A 22,155-nucleotide genomic window follows, 5' to 3' on the forward strand; every position below is an offset into this window, starting at 1 on the left:
TTCTAAAATGTTTCGCTGTTTACAAGGATTTGACATGACTAAACGTACACCTATTTCTTTTGAGTTTTTTCCACCAAAAACTGATGCTGGTGCTGAAAAACTTCGTATTGTTCACCAAGAATTACAACTTCTGAACCCTGAGTTTTTCTCAATTACTTATGGGGCTGGTGGTTCTACTCGCGAACGTACTCTAGCTGCTATTGATGATTTCAATGGTAAAGGTACACCAGTTGCACCTCACCTTTCTTGTATTGGTGATGATAAAGCTCGTATTGCTGAGTTACTGGATTTATATAAAGCTCAAGGCATTAACCGTATTGTTGCTTTACGCGGTGACTTACCTTCTGGTCAGGTTGGACTTGGGGAACTTCCGTACGCACAGGATTTAGTACGTTTTATTCGTGAGCACTCAGGTGAGCATTTTCATATTGAAGTTGCAGCTTATCCAGAAATGCATCCTCAAGCTGAAAATCTTGATTCAGATATTCAACGTTTTATTGAAAAAGTACAAGCTGGTGCCAATGCAGGAATTACTCAATTCTTCTTTAATCCAGATTCTTACTTTTATTTTATAGAGCGTTTAGAGCAAGCTGGAATTAACATTCCGGTGGCTCCAGGAATCATGCCTATTACCAATGCAAGCAACTTAATTCGCTTTGCAGACGGTACGGGTGCTGAAATTCCTCGCTGGATCCGTAAGCAATTACAAGCCTATGGTGATGACAGTGAAAGTATTAAAGCTTTCGGTCATGAAGTTGTTGTTAAGTTGTGTGAACGCCTTATTGCAGGTGGTGCGCCAAGCTTACACTTCTATTCAATGAATCAAATCGAACCAACTCGTCAACTCGTTGTTGATCTTGGTTTAAATTAATTTTGTAAGGCGCACCCAATGAACCGTTTTTTTATCGAAACTGAACTTACAGTTGGCTCAACAATTCAACTGACAGAATCAGTATTCCATCATTGGGTGCGTGTTTTACGTGCACAACTACAAGAACAAGCGACTCTATTTAATGGACAAGGTGGGGAATATCTCGCGACTTTGACAGAAATTAATAAAAAAAATGCGTTTGTCACCATTGAGAATTTTAACCCTGCAAACCGTGATGCCCCTTTTAAAGCTGTTTTAGGTCAAGTCATGAGTAAAGGCGATCGAATGGATTATGCCATTCAGAAAGCCACTGAATTGGGTGTAAGTCAGATTCAATTGCTAACAAGTGAGCGTTGTGAAATGCGCTTAAAATACGACCGCGATCAAAAAAAATTAGATCATTGGCAAGCTGTTGCAATTGCAGCATGTGAACAATGTGGCTTGAACTTAGTTCCAGAAGTATTAGCGCCTATTTCTCTTCATGAATGGTTAAGTTCTTCTGAGCTTCCTCAATCTAAATTTGTTTTAGCACCAGAAAAAGAACAAAAAGATGTATTGGCGGGAATACAGCCTGAACTTGCCTTATTGATTGGCCCAGAAGGTGGCCTAAGTGAAAATGAAATTACCCAAGCCAATCAAGCTGGATTTATGAACTGGTGCATTGGTGACCGAGTTTTGCGTACAGAAACTGCCCCTGTTGTTGCCTTGTCTATTTTAAATTATCGATTTTTATCCACCTAAGTTCTCTGCACATTGATTAAATCATTATTTAAAGTTAACTTACTTTTATTGTATGAATAAAATTTCAAATTCTTTTTCACTGATAAATCAGATTCTTTCTGTATATATGTAAAAAAATAGGATAGAAAAATCTTATGTCTGGGCTTCAGGAAGAATATCTACAGCATCAAACAAAAATTGAACAGCTGAAACTTTCAACTCAATATATCCGCTGGTATTTAATTAGCCTGATATTACTGTGCCTCATTTCATATGGTATTTTTTCTTACTATTTTTCATCTACAATAACAATATTTAGCTGGTCTATTGGCCTTACCGTCGTCGCTCTTGTCTGCTTATTATTTATTCCCAACATCTTAACTCACTATCGCACGATTGATTTTACAAAAAAAGCTGATCGTATCTTACAAAGTATTTGTTTATTCTCAGGAATTTTAATTGGAATAAATGTCACAATTATTCATTTTTATCTACCTCCTGAATTAATTGCACTACCAGATGCTCATATTTTAATTGCTTTATTTATTACTTCGGCTCATATCATTGGCCTTACTTTTTTAACCCAACAACCCCGATATTTTTATCTATTATTTATTCCTAGCACTGTCCCTCTACTAATTGCTCAATTCACACATAATCCAATTACTCAGTTACCTTTTTATTTCGCCTATAACCTCACCTTTGTCGCAACTGTGCTTTGTGCATATGCAACTCAACGTAATTACCAAAAGACCTCTCAATTATTATTAAAAAATAAACAGCTCGTTCAAATTTCAGACCAGCACACCCAATGGGCTGAAGAATTATGTGTACAACTCCAACAAGAAGTGAATAAGTCCAAAGATATTGAAGCCCAGCTCCAATTTAATAACCATTTACTTGAGCAAAAAGTACGTGAACGTACCTATGACCTCACTAAAATGAATGAGCAACTCGAAAGCCATCACTATAATTTAGCTTTTGCACATGAAACAGCGGGTATTCGGCCTTGGGATTGGGATATTGAAAGTCAAAGATTGGAAATTACATTTTTCGATCAACAAAAACAAACTCAAACCGCCGTTATTCATCTCAACACGATATTAGATCGTATACACCCAAGCGATAAAAAACTTTTTGATGAACGTTTAAAACAACATTTGGAAGGCGTTACAGATCATTTTAATATCACCTTTCGAATTTTACGTCGAGATGGTTCTTGGAGATGGATTCATGATGTAGGCCGTGTCATCACTAGAGATCCCAAAACACAAAAAGCGCTTCGTATGGTGGGAATGACCCGTGATATACATCAAGAGAAGAAGGATCAAGAACATCTAAGGCTATCTGCAATTGTGCTCGAGCAAGCTGCAGAAGGAATATTTATTTTAGATGAGCACCTAAACTATATTGATGTAAATCCCTACTACGAAAAATTAACCGGATTTTCTAAGTCAGAACTTCTGAATAAAGAACTATTTAGCATTACAATTAATCAAAAAGAATTGCAACAACAGTTTCATACATCAATAACGCAACAACTTCTGGAGACAGGAGAATATATGGGCCAGTTTGATGAAAAGTTTAGTTCTGGCAAAAGCGTATATTTATGGTTGCATATCAATGTGGTCAAAGATGAATTCAATCAAATTACCAATTATATTGGATTTGCACGTGACCTCACTGAGCAAAAGCGCCAAGAGCAACATCTATCTTACTTAAAAAACTACGATAGCCTCACCCATCTGCCTAATCGTCTTTACTACTACAATCAATTACATCAATATCTTGTAAACCCTTCATATAACATTAAAAATTTAGCATTAATACGGGTGAATATTGACCGCTTCCGAGCTTTCAATGAATTTTTAAATAATGATAGTGGTGATGAATTACTTAAACAGTTCGCACAAAGATTACGCTTAATCAATATCAATGCGATTTTGGTCGCCTATTTAAATAGTGATGATTTTGCAATCATTTATGAAATTTCGCCAATTCATCCAAATGTTGAGCAATATTGCCAAAACATTTTACAAGCACTCAATGCACCTTTTTACATTGATAATCACGAATATTTTATTACTGCATCTATCGGTGTTGCATGTTTTCCTGAACATGGCAGGCAAATTGATCATCTCAACAATCATGCAGAGCAAGCTCTTTCCGAGGCAAAACGTTTAGGTGGTAATACAATTTGCTATTACTGCAATAAAACAAATCACTCATATAAAACTGCCGATTTAGAGCAAGAGCTACGTAAAGCCATTCAAAATGATGAATTTGTCATTTATTACCAGCCCAAAATTAATATAAACGATCAATCGATTATCGGTTTTGAAGCACTCATTCGTTGGCAGCATCCTGAAAAAGGATTAATCCTGCCAAATATGTTTATACCTTTTGCTGAGCGTAGTAGCCTGATCTCAGATATTGGGAAAGTTGTTTTAGATAAAGTTGGAAAGCAACTCCAAGAGTGGAAAAATGCTGGTTATATCAATATTCAAGTCTCTGTAAATATTGTCGCTCAACAAATACATCGAGGCTTATTACTCAATGACTTAGATGAGGTTTTGCAAAAATATAATATTCAAGGTTCAGATCTCGAACTTGAAATTACAGAGTCAGCCCTTCTAGATAATACTGCCAATGTAAAAACACTATTACACGCGATAAAACAACGAGATATCTCAATTGCTTTAGATGACTTTGGTACGGGTTATTCCTCTTTAGCCTATTTGACAGAGTACCCAATTGACGTATTAAAAATTGATCGTGCTTTTATTTCTAAAATTGGTGATCACAAACAAGAAGCTATTGTAAATGCAATGATCGCGATGGGTAAAAGTATGGGACTTAAACTGGTTGCTGAAGGTGTAGAAACAAAAGAACAAGTCACCTATCTACAAAAACAACAATGTGATTTTTTACAAGGCTATTTCTTTAGTCGCCCTATTCCTGCCGAGCAGATTATTCCTTATCTACAAACAAATCCGCATATTTCTTAATTGTTCCAATCATCTACTTTACCTATGCTGCTTTTTCCAAAAATGAGCGTTTTTGACTGTGAGAAATAAAGAAGTAGTGTTATATTCTTTAGCATTTAGCTCACCACGGGGCTATTGGCAATTCGTCTACTATTCTCTTAATTGGTAAAAATTAAAGCGTAGTTAAAGAAGTGAGTTGCCTCTCCCTAAATGAGCAATTTGACTAGTTTGCTTTTTTGTATCAAATAGAGACTCAGATGGACGATCAATCTTTAAAACAGGCCGCTTTAAATTACCATGAATATCCAAACCCAGGGAAAATCAGCGTCACCCCAAGTAAGCAACTTGTCAACCAACGAGATTTGGCTTTAGCCTACTCACCAGGAGTTGCTGCGCCATGTTTAGAGATTGAGCGTGATCCATCTGCTGCTGCTAAATATACAGCTCGCGGAAACTTGGTTGCCGTAGTCAGTAACGGTACAGCTGTTCTTGGTTTAGGTAATATTGGACCATTAGCGTCTAAACCTGTAATGGAAGGTAAAGGCGTACTTTTCAAGAAGTTTGCTGGTGTTGACGTATTTGACATCGAAATTGCAGAAAACGATCCAGATAAAATTGTAGATATTGTTGCCTCTCTTGAGCCAACTTTCGGTGGTATCAACCTCGAAGATATTAAAGCGCCAGAATGTTTCTATATCGAAAAGAAACTTCGCGAACGCATGAAAATTCCTGTATTCCATGACGATCAACACGGTACAAGTATCATTGTAGGTTCAGCTTTGCTTAATGCATTGCAACTTGTAAATAAGAAAATTGATGAAATCAAAATTGTAGCTTCAGGTGCAGGCGCTGCTGCCCTTTCTTGTTTAGATTTACTTTGTGCTTTAGGCGTAAATAAAGAAAATATCATTGTTGCCGATTCTCGCGGTCTACTCACTACTTCACGTGAAGGCTTGGATGAATCGAAAAAACGTTATGTTCAAGACATTAAAGCGACTCAGTTACATGAAGTAATGGCTGGTGCTGATATGTTCTTGGGTCTTTCTGCTGCTGGTATTCTCACCAAAGAAATGGTGAAACAGATGGCTGAGAACCCTATTATTTTTGCTTTGGCAAACCCAGATCCAGAAATTTTACCTGAACATGCACATGAAGTACGTCCTGATGTAATCATGGCAACTGGTCGTTCTGACTATCCAAACCAAGTAAACAACGCATTATGTTTCCCTTACATTTTCCGTGGTGCGCTTGACGTTGGTGCAACAACGATTAATGAAGACATGAAAATTGCATGTGTACATGCAATTGCACGTATGGCACACGTAGAAGCAGATGCAGCAACTTATGGCGAAAAATCTGCTTCATTTGGCCGTGACTACTTAATTCCACGTCCACTTGATCAACGTTTAATTTTAGAAATTGCCCCTGCTGTTGCTAAAGCTGCAATGGATTCAGGTGTTGCAACTCGTCCGATCGAAGATTTCTCTGCATACCGTCAAAAATTATCTGAGTTTGTTTATAACTCTGCATTCTTGATGAAACCGATTTTTGCTCAAGCAAAAACTGATCCTAAACGCATCGCATATGCTGAAGGTGAAGATGAGCGCGTATTACGTGCAGTGCAAATCGCAGTTGATGAAGATTTAGCTAAACCAATTTTAGTAGGTCGTACTGCTGTAATTGAAGCTAATATCAAAAAATTAGGCTTACGTTTACAACATGGCGTAAACATTGAGATTGTAGATCAAGAACAAAACCCGATGTATGAAGAGTTTTGGAAAGACTACTATCAAACTATGCAACGCAAAGGTATTACTGTTGAATATGCTCAACGTGAAGCACGTCGCCGTTCAACATTAATTGCATCTCTACTGGTTAAATTCGGTAAAGCAGACGGTATGTTATGTGGTACTTACAGTAGCTATAACATTCACCTTGACTTTGTACGCAATGTCATCGGTCTAAAAGAAGGTATGAATAACTTCTTCACCTTAAATGCATTAATGCTTGAAGATCGTAACTTGTTTATTGCTGATACATACGTAAATACAAACCCGACTGCTGAACAACTTGCTGAAATGACTATTTTAGCAGCTGAAGAAGTACGTCGTTTTGGTATTACTCCGCGTGTAGCCCTGCTTTCTCATTCAAGTTTTGGTAGTGACCAGACTGACTCAAGTGCTCAAAAAATGCGTGAAGTTTATCGTATTTTATCTGAGCAAGCTCCTGAGCTTGAAGTTGAAGGTGAAATGCACGGTGATGCAGCATTAGACGAAAACATTCGTCAATTTGCATTCCCTGGCTCACGTTTCAAAGGTTCGGCAAACTTGCTCATTATGCCAAACCTAGATGCAGCAAATATTTCATTTAACTTGTTGAAAGCAACTTCTGGTAACAACGTTACTATTGGTCCAATTTTACTTGGTGCAGCAAAACCTGTTCATATTTTGACACCTACAGCAACAACTCGTCGTCTTATCAATATGACTGCTTTAACTGTTGCTGAAATCCAACAACAAGAAAAGTAATTTAGAAACTGCTTTTTACGAAAAGCATCTCTAATGACTTGAGAAAACCTCTATTCTGTAGCATGATTGCTTGAAGAATAGAGGTTTTTTCATGCAAGTGTATTTAGTAGGCGGTGCCGTCCGTGATTTTTTACTTGGGCATCCCTATCAAGAAAAAGATTATGTTGTTGTCGGTGCAACGCCGGAACACATGCTCGCCCAAGGTTTTCAACCTGTAGGCAAAGATTTTCCTGTGTTTCTTCATCCCGAAACGAAAGAAGAATATGCACTTGCACGTACTGAAAGAAAATCTGGTAAAGGCTACCACGGCTTTCAATTTTTTACCGATACCACAGTAAGTTTAGAAGAAGATTTAATTCGCCGTGATTTAACCATCAATGCCATAGCAATGGATCAAGATGGCAAATTATACGATCCATATGGCGGTCAAACAGATTTAGAAAATAAAACTTTACGTCATGTTTCAGAAGCTTTTGCTGAAGATCCTTTACGTGTTTTACGTGTTGCACGCTTTGCGGCTCGCTATTCTTCATATGGTTTTCAGATTGCGCCAGAGACAATGCAGCTTATGCAAACCATGGCCGAATCAGGTGAGCTTGATGCCTTAACACCAGAACGTATATGGAAAGAGACTTCTCGCGCACTTTTAGAAGATCATGCGGATGTTTATTTTCAGACATTACGTGACTGTGGGGCGTTGAAACATCTTTTCCCTGAAATTGACGCATTATTTGGTGTACCACAGCGCCCTGAATATCATCCAGAAGTGGACTGCGGCATACATACCTTAATGTCGTTACAGCAAGCTTGTAAATCAAACTATTCACTTGATGTTCGATTTGCTGTTTTAGTACATGATTTGGGTAAAGCATTGACTCCAGCTAACGAACTTCCTCGCCACATCATGCATGAAGAACGTGGAGTAAAACCTGTTACCGAGTTATGTGAACGTTTAAAAGTTCCAACTCAAACTCGACAGTTGGCATTATCAGTGTGTAAAGAACATCTAAAATGTCATCAGATTATGTCGTTAAAACCAGGAACAGTATGGCGTCTATTACAGCGTCTAGATGTATTACGTCGTCCTGAGAGAGTGGAAGCTTTTGTACAAGCATGTGAATGTGATGCTAAAGGAAGATTAGGTTTAGAAGACCGACCTTATCCACAAGCTCAGTACATGTTAGATGCGATGCAAATCGTTCGCTCTATTAAAGTTCAGGATTTACCTGAAAACATTAAAGGTGCGGAGATTGGTGAAATGCTCATTCAGTACCGTATTGATGCTTTAACTGAGTTCAAACATCAGCATCAAGCACTGTCTCATACTTAATTAACACCAAGAAAAAAGCCTCATTACGAGGCTTTTTTATCTTTACTGTTTAGGCAGCGGTATAAATTGTGATTGAGTATTTTGGTTTTTTCTTTCCCCTACTGTCACCACAAAGTTTTGTTGCTTCCCATCTCGCTCGACTATTACATTAATTTCGCTGTTAGGCGCTTGTAATGCAACATAATTAATCAAATGAGATGCTGAAGTGATTTGTTGGTTATTCACCTGAATAATTTTATCACCAATCTTAATACCTGCTGATGCAGCTGGACCATTTTTCAAGACATCTGCAACCACAACACCAATTTGCTGTTTAGGTGCTAATACGTCTTCTTGTGTAGGCGGTACTAAACTAATACCTAACCATCCACGGACTACACGGCCATCTTTCAAAATCGAGTTTAAAACTTGTTGGCAAACTTTAGCAGGAATTGCAAAACCAATTCCTAAAGAACCACCTGACTGAGAGAAAATAGCAGTATTTACCCCGATTAAATTCCCAGCCACATCAATTAATGCTCCACCAGAGTTACCTGGGTTAATTGCGGCATCTGTTTGAATAAAGTCTTCATAGGTATTAATGCCTAAATCAGAGCGTTCAGTCGCAGAAATAATACCTTGAGTTACCGTTTGGCCTACGCCAAATGGGTTACCAATTGCTAAGACCACATCACCTACTTCATTACCACTGAGTTTAAATGGCAATACAGGTAATTTATCTAAATCGATTTTAATTACAGCTAAATCAGTATCAGGGTCTGTTCCAACAATCGTTGCTTCTGCACGACGGCCGTCATGTAATGCAACTACAATCTGATCAGCTTGAGCAATCACATGATTATTCGTCAGAATATAACCATCAGCTCGTACAATAACCCCAGAGCCTAAGCTATTTTCATTTTGCTGTTGTTGTTCAGGAACCTGATTTCCAAAAAACTCACGGAAGACCGGATCACTTAATAATGGATGATTTTGTTTAACTTTCTGGGTCGTAAAAATATTAACAACTGCTGGCGCTGCAACTTTTACTGCAGCGCTATAAGATACCACCCCGCCCGCTCGCGAAGTATCAACGAGTGGTTCAACTTTCTCAGCAGGCATTTGCACCCCATCAACTGCAACAGTTGGTTTCGGCTGATGGTATTTTTGCCATGCAATAAAACTGGCAATTACAATAATAAGTAACACCCAAGGTAACCATGTAAAGGTGCGGCGCACGTTCATATCCTCTACGCAAAGAAGTTTTTAATTAAATTAATATATTGAACAAAAAGAGTTTTCAGTTAAGCATTTTAAATTAAATATGTCGATATACATAAAAAAGTCAAAAAAGATTTGTCTAGCTTTAGTTACACAACAAAATATGTTTCTATAGCTTTAGCAATTATTTACTACTCAATTCAGGAAATATCATGGCAAATTTGCATGAAATTATTCAGTGGTGCGACCAAACCTTAAAAGCGGCAGAATTTAAAGATTACGCACCAAATGGCCTGCAAATTGAAGGTTCAACTGAAGTAAAACGTATCGTTTGTGCGGTTACTGCTTCCGAAGATGCGATTGATGCAGCAATTGCTCAAAATGCAGATTTATTACTCGTACATCATGGTTATTTTTGGAAGGGTGAACCGTATCCAATTACTGGAATGCGAGGCAACCGCATTAAAAAACTCATTCAAAATAATATTTCATTAGTCGCTTATCATCTACCTTTAGATGCACACCCAACTTTGGGCAACAATGTAGCGATTGCAGAAAAACTAAACTTGAAGAATTTAGAACCACTCGATTTAACCGAGAAACATCCGATTGGTAATATTGGTTATTTAGAGCAAGCAGTTTCTGTAGATGAGTTTAAAGCACAGCTTCAAAACAGTTTTGATTTTAAAGTGATTCATTTGCCAGCAGAAAAGCAAAGCATTCAAAAAGTAGGCTTCTGTACAGGCGGCGCTCAAGATTTTATTGCTAAAGCTGCTTTGCAAAATTGTGATGCTTATATTTCAGGTGAAGTCAGTGAACGAACTTTTTATGAAGCAAAAGAATTAGGGGTTCACTATTTCGCCTGTGGTCACCATGCTACTGAGCGTTATGGAGTTCAGCGTTTGGCACAAGCGATCTCAAAACAGTTTTCAATTGAAGCTGAATATTTTGAATTGAATAATCCGATTTAATTAAGTCTTTTTTTCAATCTGTGTTATGCGTATTAATTAGATCTTTATTGTGTATAGTTCTTTAAAACGATGCCCTATTGTTACCAGAATCATTTACAATAGAGCCACTTAATTGTATAACCCAGCAAATGCAAGGAATAGGAACATGACAACCATTACTTTACCTGCACTTCCATATGGCTATGATGATTTAGCGCCACATATTAGTAAAGAAACTTTAGAATACCATCACGATAAACACCACAATACCTATGTTGTTAACTTAAACAACTTAATCAAAGGGACTGACCTTGAAGGTAAAACTTTAGAAGAAATCATTAAAGCGACTGCTGGTGATGCATCTAAAGCTGGTATTTTCAACAATGCTGCTCAAGTTTGGAACCACACTTTCTACTGGAACAGCATGAAGCCAAATGGTGGTGGTAAGCCTACTGGCGCAATCGCTGCTAAAATTGACGAAGCTTTTGGTAGCTACGAAAAGTTTGCAGAAGAATTTACTGCTGCTGCAACAACTCAATTCGGTTCAGGTTGGGCTTGGTTAGTTGCTGATGAAGTAAACGGTAAATTATCTATTACTAAAACTTCTAATGCAGACACTCCACTTGCACATGGCCAAATTGCTGTATTAACAATTGACGTATGGGAACATGCTTACTACATCGATTTCCGTAACTTACGTCCTAAATACATCGCAACTTTCCTAGAAAGCCTTGTGAACTGGGACTATGCAAATGCAAAACTTGCAGGTCAACCAGCTGGTGTAGAGAAATAATTTTATTTCTTTATGAAAAACCACCCTATTTGGGGTGGTTTTTTTATTTTTAATACAGCAAAAGCATATTAATCAAGCAAACGATTCATTTTCTTTAATATTCTTATTGACGCTTTTAGATTTCATCCATAAAATGCGCATCAGATTCTCCAATAGCTCAGTCGGTAGAGCGACGGACTGTTAATCCGCAGGTCCCTGGTTCGAGCCCAGGTTGGAGAGCCATCTACTAATCTCCCATAGCTCAGTCGGTAGAGCGACGGACTGTTAATCCGCAGGTCCCTGGTTCGAGCCCAGGTGGGAGAGCCAAGATTCTAAAAGCCCGCATTTATTGCGGGTTTTTTCTTTTCTAATGATTTAATAATTTTTCATTATTTTGAATAAAATCAATGTTTCGAGTATTTTTAAACCAAACGATTAGATATTCACTCTAATTCTGTTATTAAGGCTTGACCCAGCCCTCTTTCCTGCCTAAAATCCTTTTCCAGATTCTCCCATAGCTCAGTCGGTAGAGCGACGGACTGTTAATCCGCAGGTCCCTGGTTCGAGCCCAGGTGGGAGAGCCAAGATTCTTAAAAACCCACTCATCATGAGTGGGTTTTTATTTGTATGATGCCTTCACATGTTCGAATCGAGTCACTTATTTTTTATTGTTTTAGGTTGCGTAAGCACCTGTATTTTTCTTCTTGTTTGTTTACGCCCTTATTTATTTCCAAAACAAAAATTCTTTGCTCGCCCTGTCATTACAAACTTTGAAACTCAAATGTTTATACGTTTAAAACAAAGTTTTCCAAATTATCATGTGTTAGCACAAGTGGCGTTTAGCGCATTAATTACCAGTAATGACTATAAAATTCGTAGTCAGTTCAATCGTAAAGTTACTGACTTTGTTGTGCTCAACGACAAGATGGAAGTCATGGCCATCATTGAACTAGATGACCCTACCCATCTTGAAAAAGTAGAAGAAGACCGTATTCGTGATCAAATGCTTACTGAAGCAGGCTACCTTGTAAAGCGTTACACAAATATTCCTACTGTACGCCAATTACAAAAGGATATTCATTAACAAGCTATTTCGATTCAGAATTTGCAGCTTCTTTCTCAGCTATTCTTTTTGCCATCTCTAAACGCTGTTGTTCATATTGTTTTTTATTCTTAGCATCGCTTTTTGCAGCCAAGAAAAGTATTCCAATAATTAGAAAAGGAATAAGTAAACCTAATCCCATTAATAACCAAGGAACAGATTTTTTTTCAACAGGTTGCTGGCTCATAAGTTCTTCAAACTCAAATAGTATCAAATCAAACTGTGTAACAATATAACAAAAAAGGCCCTTTTCAGGACCTTTTTAATTTGAAGATTTTAAATACAAAAAATTATTGTGCTATTCCAGTACATTCAACATTCTTACTGGCATCTATTACTGATGGATCAAGCACTATATTTGTTTTAGCTGGCATCTTAGATTGAACAAATTGATAAATTTCAGCATTTCTACATACAATCGCCTGAGTATGGGCAGCTCCAACAACAGGTACAAATGTCACATCAGTTCCCATTTTTTTAAGTCCCTCTTGTAAGGCATTAGTAACAGGATATGGTACAGCCATATCCGCAGTACCTTGAACAATCATGACTGGTGAATTAATTTTTTTGGTAGCAGGTTGATTATCTACCAAGAATTTTTGTACCGTTGGATTCTCCTGGAAATTACCAGCTAGGCCTGGATAATCTAGAACTGTTTTACCAGTATTAGTCGCAAGAAAATCTCGAATATCATCTGCAAATTTATTATGCAAATCAGTTAAACAGACTCCATTTTCACCCGTAGTGCCTTCTGCAAACTCAGCTATACTTTGAGAACGTTGTTGAAAGATTGCACGATAATTAAATTTAGGTTCATAAGCAGTAATACCCACTGTGGTATATGCAGCATATGCAAGTAGCTCGGCATACACTTCCACAGCCGTACCAACAGGTGCGGTACCAGCCTGCTCTTTCTGAAGAATGTCTCTAATTGCTTGCGGAGCAATTTTAGAAATAATATCGCCAAGGCTAGAAGCTGGTGCTGTTGCAACAGCTCCTTTGTAGTTAGTGTCGTTATTAGCAAATTCAGCTGTTCCTAATGAAGCATGGCCTCCTTGAGACTGCCCAATTGACATCCATGAACTATTTAACTGACTACCGTAATGATCTTTAGCAGCTTTAACTGCTGCAATTGCAGATTTAGCCTCACTTCCTAAATTAAGGTATGGATGCATGCCTCTAGTACCTAAACCTTCATAGTCAGGTGCCACAATCACATAACCAGCAGCTAATAAAGTATCCGCTAGAATTTTAAAACGTGGATTAATCGTATTGTTGCTTGGTGCACAACTATCCCCTACACCTACTGTGCCGTGCTCCCATACCACTACGCGATAACCATCTTTTGGTTGAGCAACTTTAGGGAACATTACCAAAGCAGTTGCTTCAGCTGTTTTCCCTTGTACATTCACCATGTTATATGTCATCACTTTTATAGATGAAGCACCACTTAAGGTATCCTTAGAATAGGATTTTTCAGAAACATAAGTTTTATCAGGATTTACACCAATATAGTCATCATCATCGTCATTACACGCTGTAAGAAATAGTGCTGAAGTTGATAATGTTATAGCTAAAGCAATTTTTGACCGTTTCATAGAATATCCTTTTTATGTGTTATTTATTCCGCATATTTTTATGCACAAATATTAAGACATAAAAAAAGTGCTCTGCATAGAACACTTTTCAACCTCACGGTCATTTTTACTATATGAAATTTAAAAATATTCCTAGAAAAATGATTAATCCCACCCAACGATTGTGACGAAATGCCCAAAAACAAACTTGAGGGTTGCGGTCTTTGGTTTTAACTGTTTGATATACAAAATCAAAGGCCACTACAACTAAAGCAATAATTGCCCAGGGGAATAAAATATTTTCTAAATATAGTGCAGTACCAATCAAAACAAGACTAGTTGCTTGTAAAAGAGCAATAATCTGGATGTCATATCGGCCAAAAAGAATAGCTGTAGATTTCACGCCAATCTTTAAATCATATTCACGATCTGTAATTGCATATTGAGTGTCAAAAGCCACTGTCCATGCCAAATTACCAAAATAAATTAGCCAACACGTTATATCTAAAGGCTTACCCATTGCAGTAAATGACATTGGAATCCCCCAAGAAAATGCCATACCTAACACTACTTGCGGTAAATGGGTATAACGTTTCATAAAAGGATATATAAATGCTAACGCCAAGCCCCCTAATGCACAGTAGAACGTCGCGATAGGTAAAAAGAACAGCGTACAAGCACTGGCAAATACTAATGCTAAAAATACATATACCGCTTCTCTTGGACTAATTACCCCTGTTGCCAAAGGGCGCGTTTTTGTACGCTCTACATGTCCATCTACTTTACGATCAGCAAAATCATTAATCGCACAGCCAGCGGCACGCATAAAAATTGTACCGAATACCATCGCCAAAAGAATATGTAGAGGTGGCATTCCCTCTGCTGCAATCCAAAGTGCCCACATGGTTGGCCAAAACACCAGTTCTGTTCCAACAGGCTTATCAAATCGACATAGATAATAATAAGCTTCTAAACGCTGACGCCATGTTGTGCCTGTTGCAGTCGTCATAGTAATTCCTTGTCGTGCTGCTGATTTAAAAAAGCTTCAAAAGCCGGTAAGAATGTTTCTTGGACGATAAATTTACATCCATGCCAAGTATAGCAACTTTGTCGCGTCCAGCCTTCTGGCAAACGAATGACACGACGGTCACAAAGCGGAGTTGTTCTTTGAAATAGAAAAAAGCCAATCGGTTTAGAACCGATGTGCTGAAATATACGCGCTTTTTTTTGTAAACTTTGAATTGGAAAAATACTTTTTGCTTTCACCCACGGCTCTGCTTCACAGCCATATAAGTAGGTTTCCCTTACCCATGAAGTATGAGCATGAGACATGTTCATCCATTGGCTATCTACAAACGTTAAACGCTGAAAGTGTTCTTTAAAGGGCCTCACACTAAACTGGCCGCCACCGAGCTCAGTTAATTGTTGAGTCAGAGAACCAGAAGCATACAACCATGTTTTCAACTCAGGATTTAAAGCCTTTTCCTGTTTAAGTACTGGTTGTCGTTTACGCATAATCTGCTCACATGAAAACTCGCACTTAGTTTACTCCAATTTTTTGATAAAAAACGTAGAGAATTCAATCAACATTCCAGGCAATAAAAAAGCCTGCATATGCAGGCTTTTTTACGAAATACGTATTACAAGCTGTAGTACATATCGAATTCAACTGGATGAGTAGTCGTGTTAAGACGACGTACATCTTCAGTTTTAAGTTCGATGTATGCATCAAGCATTTCTTTAGTGAATACGCCGCCTTTTAACAAGAATTCGTGATCTGCTTGAAGTGCTTCAAGAGCCATATCTAAGCTATGAGCAACTGTTGGGATTTTTGCTTCTTCTTCTGGAGGAAGATCATACAAGTTCTTATCAGCAGCTTCGCCCGGATGGATCTTGTTTTGGATACCGTCGATACCAGCCATTAACAATGCAGCGAAACCTAAGTACGGGTTCATCATTGGGTCTGGGAAACGAGCTTCGATACGCTTACCTTTAGGGCTAGAAACGTATGGAATACGGATAGAAGCAGAACGGTTACGTGCTGAGTAAGCAAGCATGATTGGTGCTTCGAAGTGAGGAACCAAACGCTTGTATGAGTTTGTAGATGGGTTTGTGATTGCATTCAATGCACGAGCGTGCTTGATGATACCACCGATGAAATACAATGCCATTTCTGAAAGGCCTGCATATTCATCACCAGCAAACAAGTTTTTGCCATCTTTAGAGATAGACATGTGAACGTGCATACCAGAACCGTTATCACCTACCATTGGTTTAGGCATAAACGTAGCTGTTTTTGCATATTGATGTGCAACGTTCCAAACAGCATATTTGAACTGTTGAACTTCATCAGCTTTACGTACAAGTGTATTGAAGCTCACACCAATTTCTAACTGGCAAGAAGCAACTTCGTGGTGATGTACTTCTACACGACCTGGACCCATGATGTCTTCGATTTTTGCACACATTTCTGCACGCATATCTTGTGAAGAATCAACTGGAGGAACTGGGAAGTAACCGCCTTTAACACGTGGACGGTGACCAGAGTTACCAGACTCGTAATCTTTACCAGTAGACCAAGCAGCTTCTTCAGCGATTAATGTATGACGAGCGCCAGACATATCGATGTCCCACTTCACTTCGTCAAATACAAAGAATTCTGGTTCTGGACCAAAGAATGCAGTATCACCGATACCTGTAGATTTTAAGTATTCTTCTGCACGGCGAGCAATCGAACGCGGGTCACGCTCATAACCTTGACCAGTTGAAGGTTCAATAACGTCACAAGTCACAACTACAGTTGGTTCAGCAAAGAACGGGTCGATAAAACCAGTTTCCGCATCTGGACATAAAATCATGTCAGATGCTTCAATGCCTTTCCAACCAGCGATTGAAGAACCATCAAACATTTTACCGTCTTCAAAAGTATCTTCATCAATAGAATCAGCTGGGTAAGTTACGTGCTGCTCTTTACCCTTAGTATCAGTAAAGCGAAAATCGACCCATTTTGCGCCACTTTCTTGTATGAGTTGAAGGACCTTGTTCGCCATGCTCATTTTGCTCCAATGAAATTTTGTTGCACTTGTTAAGTGCGTGTTAGTTGCTGGTATTTATATAGCAATTCTCATACCAACTTTATAAGACTTACCTAAAACATTGAATTGCTTATAACTATCCATGATTTAGGCCCCTTGTCTTGAACCCATTATACTGTTTGCATAGTTAAATGCACCATATTCAGACATTTTCAAATTATGACATACAAGAATAGCTCGCAATCGCCCTAATTTAGTGCAAAATTGTTGCGCTAATATGAATCACCGCATCAATATCTAACAGTAATTTGTGATCATAATACTTTCTTATATAGAAATCTGACTTTCTTACTGTAATCCTTAAAAATAATAATCTATTCCCGATAGAACTATTAATCTCTAAATTAGACGATGTTATATACAATATGCCCTTGCCAAAAAAGTTTGAACATAAATACGATTTCTAAGTAACTCTACACAATTTTTTTAAATAATATCAATTACCACTCTTCACTGCCCATCCATAGAAAGGTTGAGGTTTTAAAGTGCTAATTTAATTTTTCTCATCGTAGTTTTACGCTAGGGCTAGCCTGATCAGCTTTGGTGCGCCAAGAGGAATCTTTTCGACTGATAATTTCAACTTTCTAATTTTTACCATTTGTTATATACCTTTTTTATACATGACCAACTTGCTTTTTCATTTTAAAAAATCTAAAAAATAAAACATAACTTTTTTTTATAATTAAACAAACTAAAAGTTTTGTTTTATCTAAACTACAAATATGTTCAAAGGATTTGAAATGAAGCATGAACTCGAACAATATGACAGAGCTTTTTTCGGCCATCCAAAACCATTAAAAACTTTATTTTTTACAGAGCTTTGGGAAAGATTTTCTTATTATGGTATTCGGCCTTTACTCGTTCTTTATATGATTGCAATGGTTAATGACGGTGGTTTAGGTCTTGACCGTCCAACTGCAGCCGCAATTGTTGGGTTATTCGCTGGATCTATGTATTTAATGACCGTTTTTGGTGGCTGGATTGCCGATAACTGGTTAGGTCAGGCACGATCGGTCTGGTATGGTTCTATTATTATTGCACTAGGTCATTTATCTATTGCCCTCACTACCATTTTTGATCAATTCTTTTTTTATTTCGGGTTAGTATTGATTGTTTTAGGTACTGGATTATTTAAAACATGTATTTCCGTAATTGTCGGAACATTATACAAAGCTCAAGATAGTAGACGAGATGCTGGTTTCTCCATTTTTTATATGGGAATTAATTTAGGTTCTTTTATTGCTCCTCTTCTAACAGGCTTATTAGCACGTGATCATAACTGGCACTTAGGTTTTGGAATCGGTGGCCTTGGGATGTTAGTTGCATTACTTATTTTTCGTGTATTGGCTGTTCCTCAGTTACAAACTTTTAATGAGTTACGTCAAGAAAATGATAATTGGAATAAACCTGTCGTACAAAACAAAAATGCGCCAAAAATTGCTTTCTCCTTCTTACTATCTGTTGCAGTCGTTATTGTTCTTACCTTATTTGATGTCATTCATATCAATCCGGTCGAGGTAGCAACTTATTTAACAGTTGGGATTGGTATTGGGATTATTGCTTATTTTGCATATTTACTGCTTTTCCTGAATTTAGAGCAGCATGACAAATTTAAAATTATTATTTGTTTTGTTTTATTAGCAGCCTCTGCCCTATTCTGGTCAGCTTTCGAACAAAAGCCCACAACTTTTACTTTATTTGCACAAGACTATACAAATCGTATGTTTTTTGGATTTGAGATTCCAACTGTATGGTTTGAATCAATTAATGCCCTATTTATTATTATTTTTGCCCCAGTTGCAGCATGGCTTTGGGCACGACTGGGTAAATCAAATAAAGACCCAAGCTATATCAGCAAATTTATTATTGCATTGTTATTCGCAGCAGGTGGCTTTCTTGTTATGTCTTTTGCTAGTCGTTTCGCAATTGCTGGCGGCCTAGTTTCACCATTTTGGTTAGTAGGAACTTTATTTTTACTTACCATAGGAGAACTGTGCTTAAGCCCAATTGGATTATCAACCATGACTAAACTTGCACCTGATGTTATACGCGGTCAAATTATGGGGCTATGGTTTACTGGCACAGCTTTAGGTAATCTCATCGCTGGCTTAATTGGCGGGCATGTATCAGCAGATAATATTAATCATTTACCAAATCTCTTTATGCGATGCGTTTTGGCATTAGTCGTTGGTGCAATCGTGTTATTTTTATTAAAGAAACCTATCAATAGATTAATGAACAAAAGTACCAGTAAAGTTCAACCTGAGTTGGAAACTATATGAGCGTTTTAACTGTTCCAGAAAAACTTGAGAAACTTCGTCAACTCATGCGCAATCAGCATATTGATGCTTTGATTGTGATGAGTGCCGATCCCCATATGTCAGAATATTTACCAGACTATTGGAAAGTAAGGCAGTGGTTAAGCGGTTTTAGTGGTTCTGTTGGTACGCTTGTGGTGACCCAAAAGTTTGCAGGTCTATGGGCGGATGGTCGCTATTGGGTACAAGCAGAACAACAACTCGCTGGAACTGGCTTTCAATTACAAAAACTGACCAGTGATGAAACTTCTACACATCTCGCGTGGATTGAGAAAAATCTACCAACTGGTTCGGTCATTTCAGTAAATGGCCAAACATTATCCATTCAACAATTTAAGGCGCTCGAACATACTGCACGACTTAATCACTATAAACTTGAAACCCAGCAAGATTTAGTCGGAGAGATTTGGGTAGACCGTCCAGAACTTCCATCAGAAAAAATCCATTTAATGCCTGAAGGGTTAAATGCCCTCTCTCGTAAAGAAAAAATTCAGGCAATTCGCGAGAGCTTAGCTAACAAGAATATTGCGGGTCATTTTATTTCATCTTTAGATGATATTGCTTGGGTCTTAAATGCACGTGGACAAGATGTAGAGTATAACCCTGTATTCCTTTCACATTTGTATATCAGTACTCAACAGGCTGTTTTATTCATTGATAGCAACAAAGTTGATTCAACCATTCAACAGGCTTTCAAAGCTGATGGTATTGAGATTCGTAACTACCAAAATTCCGCTCAGTTTTTAGCGAATATTTCTGATGCTTCAGTACTTTTAGATCCCGCCAAAGTATCGATTTTTCATGAGCAAGCTATCGCAAAAGATATTCAGGTTGTCTACGACATCAACCCAAGTACACTTTTTAAATCGCGTAAACATGAAAGTGAAATAGCTCATATCCGTCATGCCATGCTTAAAGATGGTGTTGCACTTTGTCACTTTTTTCACTGGTTAGAAAAAACGCTTCATCATGGTGAAAGCATTTCAGAATTGACTATTGATGAGAAAATTACGGCTTTCCGTGCTCAGCAAGATGGATTTATAGGACCGAGTTTTTCAACGATTGCTGGCTTTAATGCTAATGGTGCTCTACCCCACTACCGTGCAACTGAAGAGCACTATTCATTTATCGAAGGTGATGGTCTATTACTCATTGACTCTGGCGGCCAGTATGTTGATGGAACAACGGATATTACTCGTGTTGTTCCTGTAGGCACGCCAACAGGGCAACAAAAACGTGACTACACATTGGTTTTAAAATGTCACATTGCCTTGGCAAAAACGATTTATCCGGAAGGTTTAGCTGCTCCTCTACTCGATTCAATTTGTCGCCATACTTTATGGCAACATGGTTTAGATTATCGACATGGAACAGGCCACGGTGTAGGCTTTGCGCTTAATGTTCATGAAGGTCCACAAGTTCTTTCTTATTACGCGCCTGTACATGCCTACAGTAAATTGCGTGAAGGAATGATTCTTTCCAACGAGCCGGGCTTATACCATGAGGGACAATACGGTATTCGTATTGAGAATCTGGTTGCAAACAAACTTCACTCTGGCTTTGTGAAAACCTACGGCGATTTCTTAGAGTTTGAAACGCTGACCCTTTGTCCGATTCATTTAGATTGTATCGTTGTTGATCTGCTAACGAATGAAGAGAAAGACTGGTTAAATAGTTATCATCAAACTGTTCAAGAAAGACTAGCTGAACATTTGTCTGGCGATGTTTTAGATTGGTTGATTTATAACACACGTAAGATTTAATCTTCTTTTACGAACAAGGCAGAATAATTTTTATTTCCAATAGAAGCTTATTCTGCCTAATTTGTACTTATCTGTAATTTTAAAAAGCTCCCCTTCACAAAGCCTTTTTTCTGCAAATTTCTAACGAATGAAATAGTTAAACTGGTTACTTCTTTTTTTGTTATATTAGCCGTTTAGAAAGCGGCTTTTTATTTGATCAAATAAAAGTACTTTTTAAAAAGTGAGTAACATTTTGAGTAATACTCTAGTCACTTATTAAATATATATTAACTATCATGAGGTTAAGTTCATCATGCTTCTAATGATCGACAATTACGACTCTTTTACCTACAACATCGTCCAGTATTTTGGCGAGTTGAATCAGGAAGTAAAAGTAGTTCGCAATGATCAAGTCACATTAGAGGATATTGAACGATGGCAACCAAAATATCTTGTGATTGGTCCTGGCCCTTGCTCTCCAAGTGAAGCAGGTATTTCAATTCCTGCAATTAATCATTTTGCCGGAAAAATTCCTTTGCTTGGCGTGTGTTTAGGGCATCAAAGTATTGGGCAAGCTTTTGGCGGAAAAATTGTAAGAGCCAAAACGGTGATGCACGGGCGTTTATCTGATATGTACCACAGCAATAAGGGTATTTTCAGTAATCTTCCTAGCCCATTCTCGGCAACTCGCTATCATTCTTTGGTGATTGATCAGCAAACACTGCCTGATTGCCTTGAAGTAACGTGCTGGACTAATGAAGCAGATGGCTCAATAGAAGAAATCATGGGTGTTAAACATAAGACATTGCCTGTTGAAGGCGTGCAGTTCCATCCTGAATCAATCTTGAGTCAGCATGGCCATCAAATCTTTAAAAACTTTTTAGAGATCTACGCATAAGCCAGCCGTAAATAGATTGTTTTAAAAGTAATTTGATAAGAATCCTTAATAAAAAAGCCAACTAC

The 22,155-nt window shown here is 37.9% G+C and carries 17 protein-coding genes and 3 tRNA genes; 14 read left to right on the forward strand and 6 right to left on the reverse strand.

Going from position 1 to position 22,155, the window contains the following annotated elements; genetic code table 11:
- Positions 1-34: 34 nt before the first annotated feature.
- From metF to HMPREF0013_RS14945, 5 genes are all read left to right on the forward strand, one after another.
- Positions 35-871 carry a methylenetetrahydrofolate reductase [NAD(P)H] gene (metF, locus tag HMPREF0013_RS14925; protein WP_002118150.1) on the forward strand — a complete coding sequence of 279 codons (837 nt, stop codon included), beginning with the start codon at positions 35-37 and terminating at the stop codon, positions 869-871.
- Positions 872-889: 18 nt separating this feature from the next.
- Positions 890-1,612, forward strand: a complete 723-nt coding sequence (locus HMPREF0013_RS14930) for a 16S rRNA (uracil(1498)-N(3))-methyltransferase (protein ID WP_002118152.1) — start codon at positions 890-892, stop codon at positions 1,610-1,612.
- Between the two features lie 134 nt (positions 1,613-1,746).
- Positions 1,747-4,599, forward strand: a complete 2,853-nt coding sequence (locus HMPREF0013_RS14935) for a putative bifunctional diguanylate cyclase/phosphodiesterase (RefSeq protein ID WP_002118155.1) — start codon at positions 1,747-1,749, stop codon at positions 4,597-4,599.
- Positions 4,600-4,835: 236 nt separating this feature from the next.
- Entirely contained in the window at positions 4,836-7,106 is a 2,271-nt protein-coding gene (locus tag HMPREF0013_RS14940) for an NADP-dependent malic enzyme (protein WP_002118176.1), read from the forward strand.
- 91 nt (positions 7,107-7,197) lie between these two features.
- The gene (locus tag HMPREF0013_RS14945; protein ID WP_005073421.1) at positions 7,198-8,436 is read left to right on the forward strand and encodes a multifunctional CCA addition/repair protein; all 1,239 of its coding nucleotides are present in this window, start codon (positions 7,198-7,200) and stop codon (positions 8,434-8,436) included.
- A 42-nt stretch (positions 8,437-8,478) separates the two neighbouring features.
- Here the strand turns inward: HMPREF0013_RS14945 and HMPREF0013_RS14950 are convergent, their stop codons facing one another.
- Entirely contained in the window at positions 8,479-9,654 is a 1,176-nt protein-coding gene (locus tag HMPREF0013_RS14950) for a S1C family serine protease (protein WP_002118178.1), read from the reverse strand.
- 194 nt (positions 9,655-9,848) lie between these two features.
- Here HMPREF0013_RS14950 and HMPREF0013_RS14955 point away from each other — a divergent pair, with 194 nt between their 5' ends.
- The 6 genes from HMPREF0013_RS14955 (at position 9,849) to HMPREF0013_RS14980 (ending at position 12,442) form a co-directional block, all read left to right on the forward strand.
- On the forward strand, positions 9,849-10,607 hold the full coding sequence (locus tag HMPREF0013_RS14955; protein WP_001284932.1) for a Nif3-like dinuclear metal center hexameric protein: 759 nt from the start codon (positions 9,849-9,851) through the stop codon (positions 10,605-10,607).
- Positions 10,608-10,752: 145 nt separating this feature from the next.
- The gene (locus HMPREF0013_RS14960; RefSeq protein WP_000208083.1) at positions 10,753-11,379 is read left to right on the forward strand and encodes a superoxide dismutase; all 627 of its coding nucleotides are present in this window, start codon (positions 10,753-10,755) and stop codon (positions 11,377-11,379) included.
- 146 nt (positions 11,380-11,525) lie between these two features.
- Positions 11,526-11,601: transfer RNA gene (locus tag HMPREF0013_RS14965), tRNA-Asn, on the forward strand.
- A gap of 8 nt (positions 11,602-11,609) precedes the next feature.
- Positions 11,610-11,685 (forward strand) — tRNA-Asn (locus tag HMPREF0013_RS14970).
- Between the two features lie 181 nt (positions 11,686-11,866).
- Positions 11,867-11,942 (forward strand) — tRNA-Asn (locus tag HMPREF0013_RS14975).
- Between the two features lie 56 nt (positions 11,943-11,998).
- Positions 11,999-12,442: a DUF2726 domain-containing protein gene (locus tag HMPREF0013_RS14980; RefSeq protein ID WP_005068176.1), complete on the forward strand. Its 444-nt coding sequence runs from the start codon at positions 11,999-12,001 to the stop codon at positions 12,440-12,442.
- A gap of 4 nt (positions 12,443-12,446) precedes the next feature.
- On the opposite strand, the gene HMPREF0013_RS14985 is transcribed toward HMPREF0013_RS14980, so the two are convergent.
- From HMPREF0013_RS14985 to glnA, 5 genes are all read right to left on the reverse strand, one after another.
- Entirely contained in the window at positions 12,447-12,647 is a 201-nt protein-coding gene (locus HMPREF0013_RS14985; RefSeq protein ID WP_000082753.1) for a hypothetical protein, read from the reverse strand.
- Positions 12,648-12,750: 103 nt separating this feature from the next.
- The gene (locus tag HMPREF0013_RS14990; RefSeq protein WP_002119060.1) at positions 12,751-14,058 is read right to left on the reverse strand and encodes a lipase family protein; all 1,308 of its coding nucleotides are present in this window, start codon (positions 14,056-14,058) and stop codon (positions 12,751-12,753) included.
- 109 nt (positions 14,059-14,167) lie between these two features.
- Entirely contained in the window at positions 14,168-15,046 is an 879-nt protein-coding gene (ubiA, locus tag HMPREF0013_RS14995; RefSeq protein WP_002119072.1) for a 4-hydroxybenzoate octaprenyltransferase, read from the reverse strand.
- Entirely contained in the window at positions 15,043-15,552 is a 510-nt protein-coding gene (locus HMPREF0013_RS15000) for a chorismate--pyruvate lyase family protein (RefSeq protein WP_001231788.1), read from the reverse strand. The genes ubiA and HMPREF0013_RS15000 overlap by 4 nt, the downstream gene beginning before the upstream one ends.
- 125 nt (positions 15,553-15,677) lie before the next feature.
- Positions 15,678-17,093 (reverse strand): type I glutamate--ammonia ligase, encoded by a 1,416-nt coding sequence (gene glnA / locus HMPREF0013_RS15005; RefSeq protein ID WP_002119065.1) that lies wholly within the window; start codon positions 17,091-17,093, stop codon positions 15,678-15,680.
- 761 nt (positions 17,094-17,854) lie between these two features.
- Here glnA and HMPREF0013_RS15010 point away from each other — a divergent pair.
- The 3 genes from HMPREF0013_RS15010 (at position 17,855) to HMPREF0013_RS15020 (ending at position 22,090) form a co-directional block, all read left to right on the forward strand.
- Positions 17,855-19,414 carry a peptide MFS transporter gene (locus tag HMPREF0013_RS15010; protein ID WP_078210490.1) on the forward strand — a complete coding sequence of 520 codons (1,560 nt, stop codon included), beginning with the start codon at positions 17,855-17,857 and terminating at the stop codon, positions 19,412-19,414.
- Positions 19,411-21,213, forward strand: coding sequence for an aminopeptidase P family protein (locus HMPREF0013_RS15015; protein WP_005803753.1), 1,803 nt, complete (start codon positions 19,411-19,413; stop codon positions 21,211-21,213). The genes HMPREF0013_RS15010 and HMPREF0013_RS15015 overlap by 4 nt, the downstream gene beginning before the upstream one ends.
- Before the next feature lie 292 nt (positions 21,214-21,505).
- Positions 21,506-22,090, forward strand: coding sequence for an anthranilate synthase component II (locus HMPREF0013_RS15020; protein ID WP_000925675.1), 585 nt, complete (start codon positions 21,506-21,508; stop codon positions 22,088-22,090).
- Positions 22,091-22,155 lie beyond the last annotated feature (65 nt).

The organism is Acinetobacter sp. SH024 (genome assembly GCF_000163635.1).
Lineage (GTDB): Bacteria > Pseudomonadota > Gammaproteobacteria > Pseudomonadales > Moraxellaceae > Acinetobacter > Acinetobacter pittii.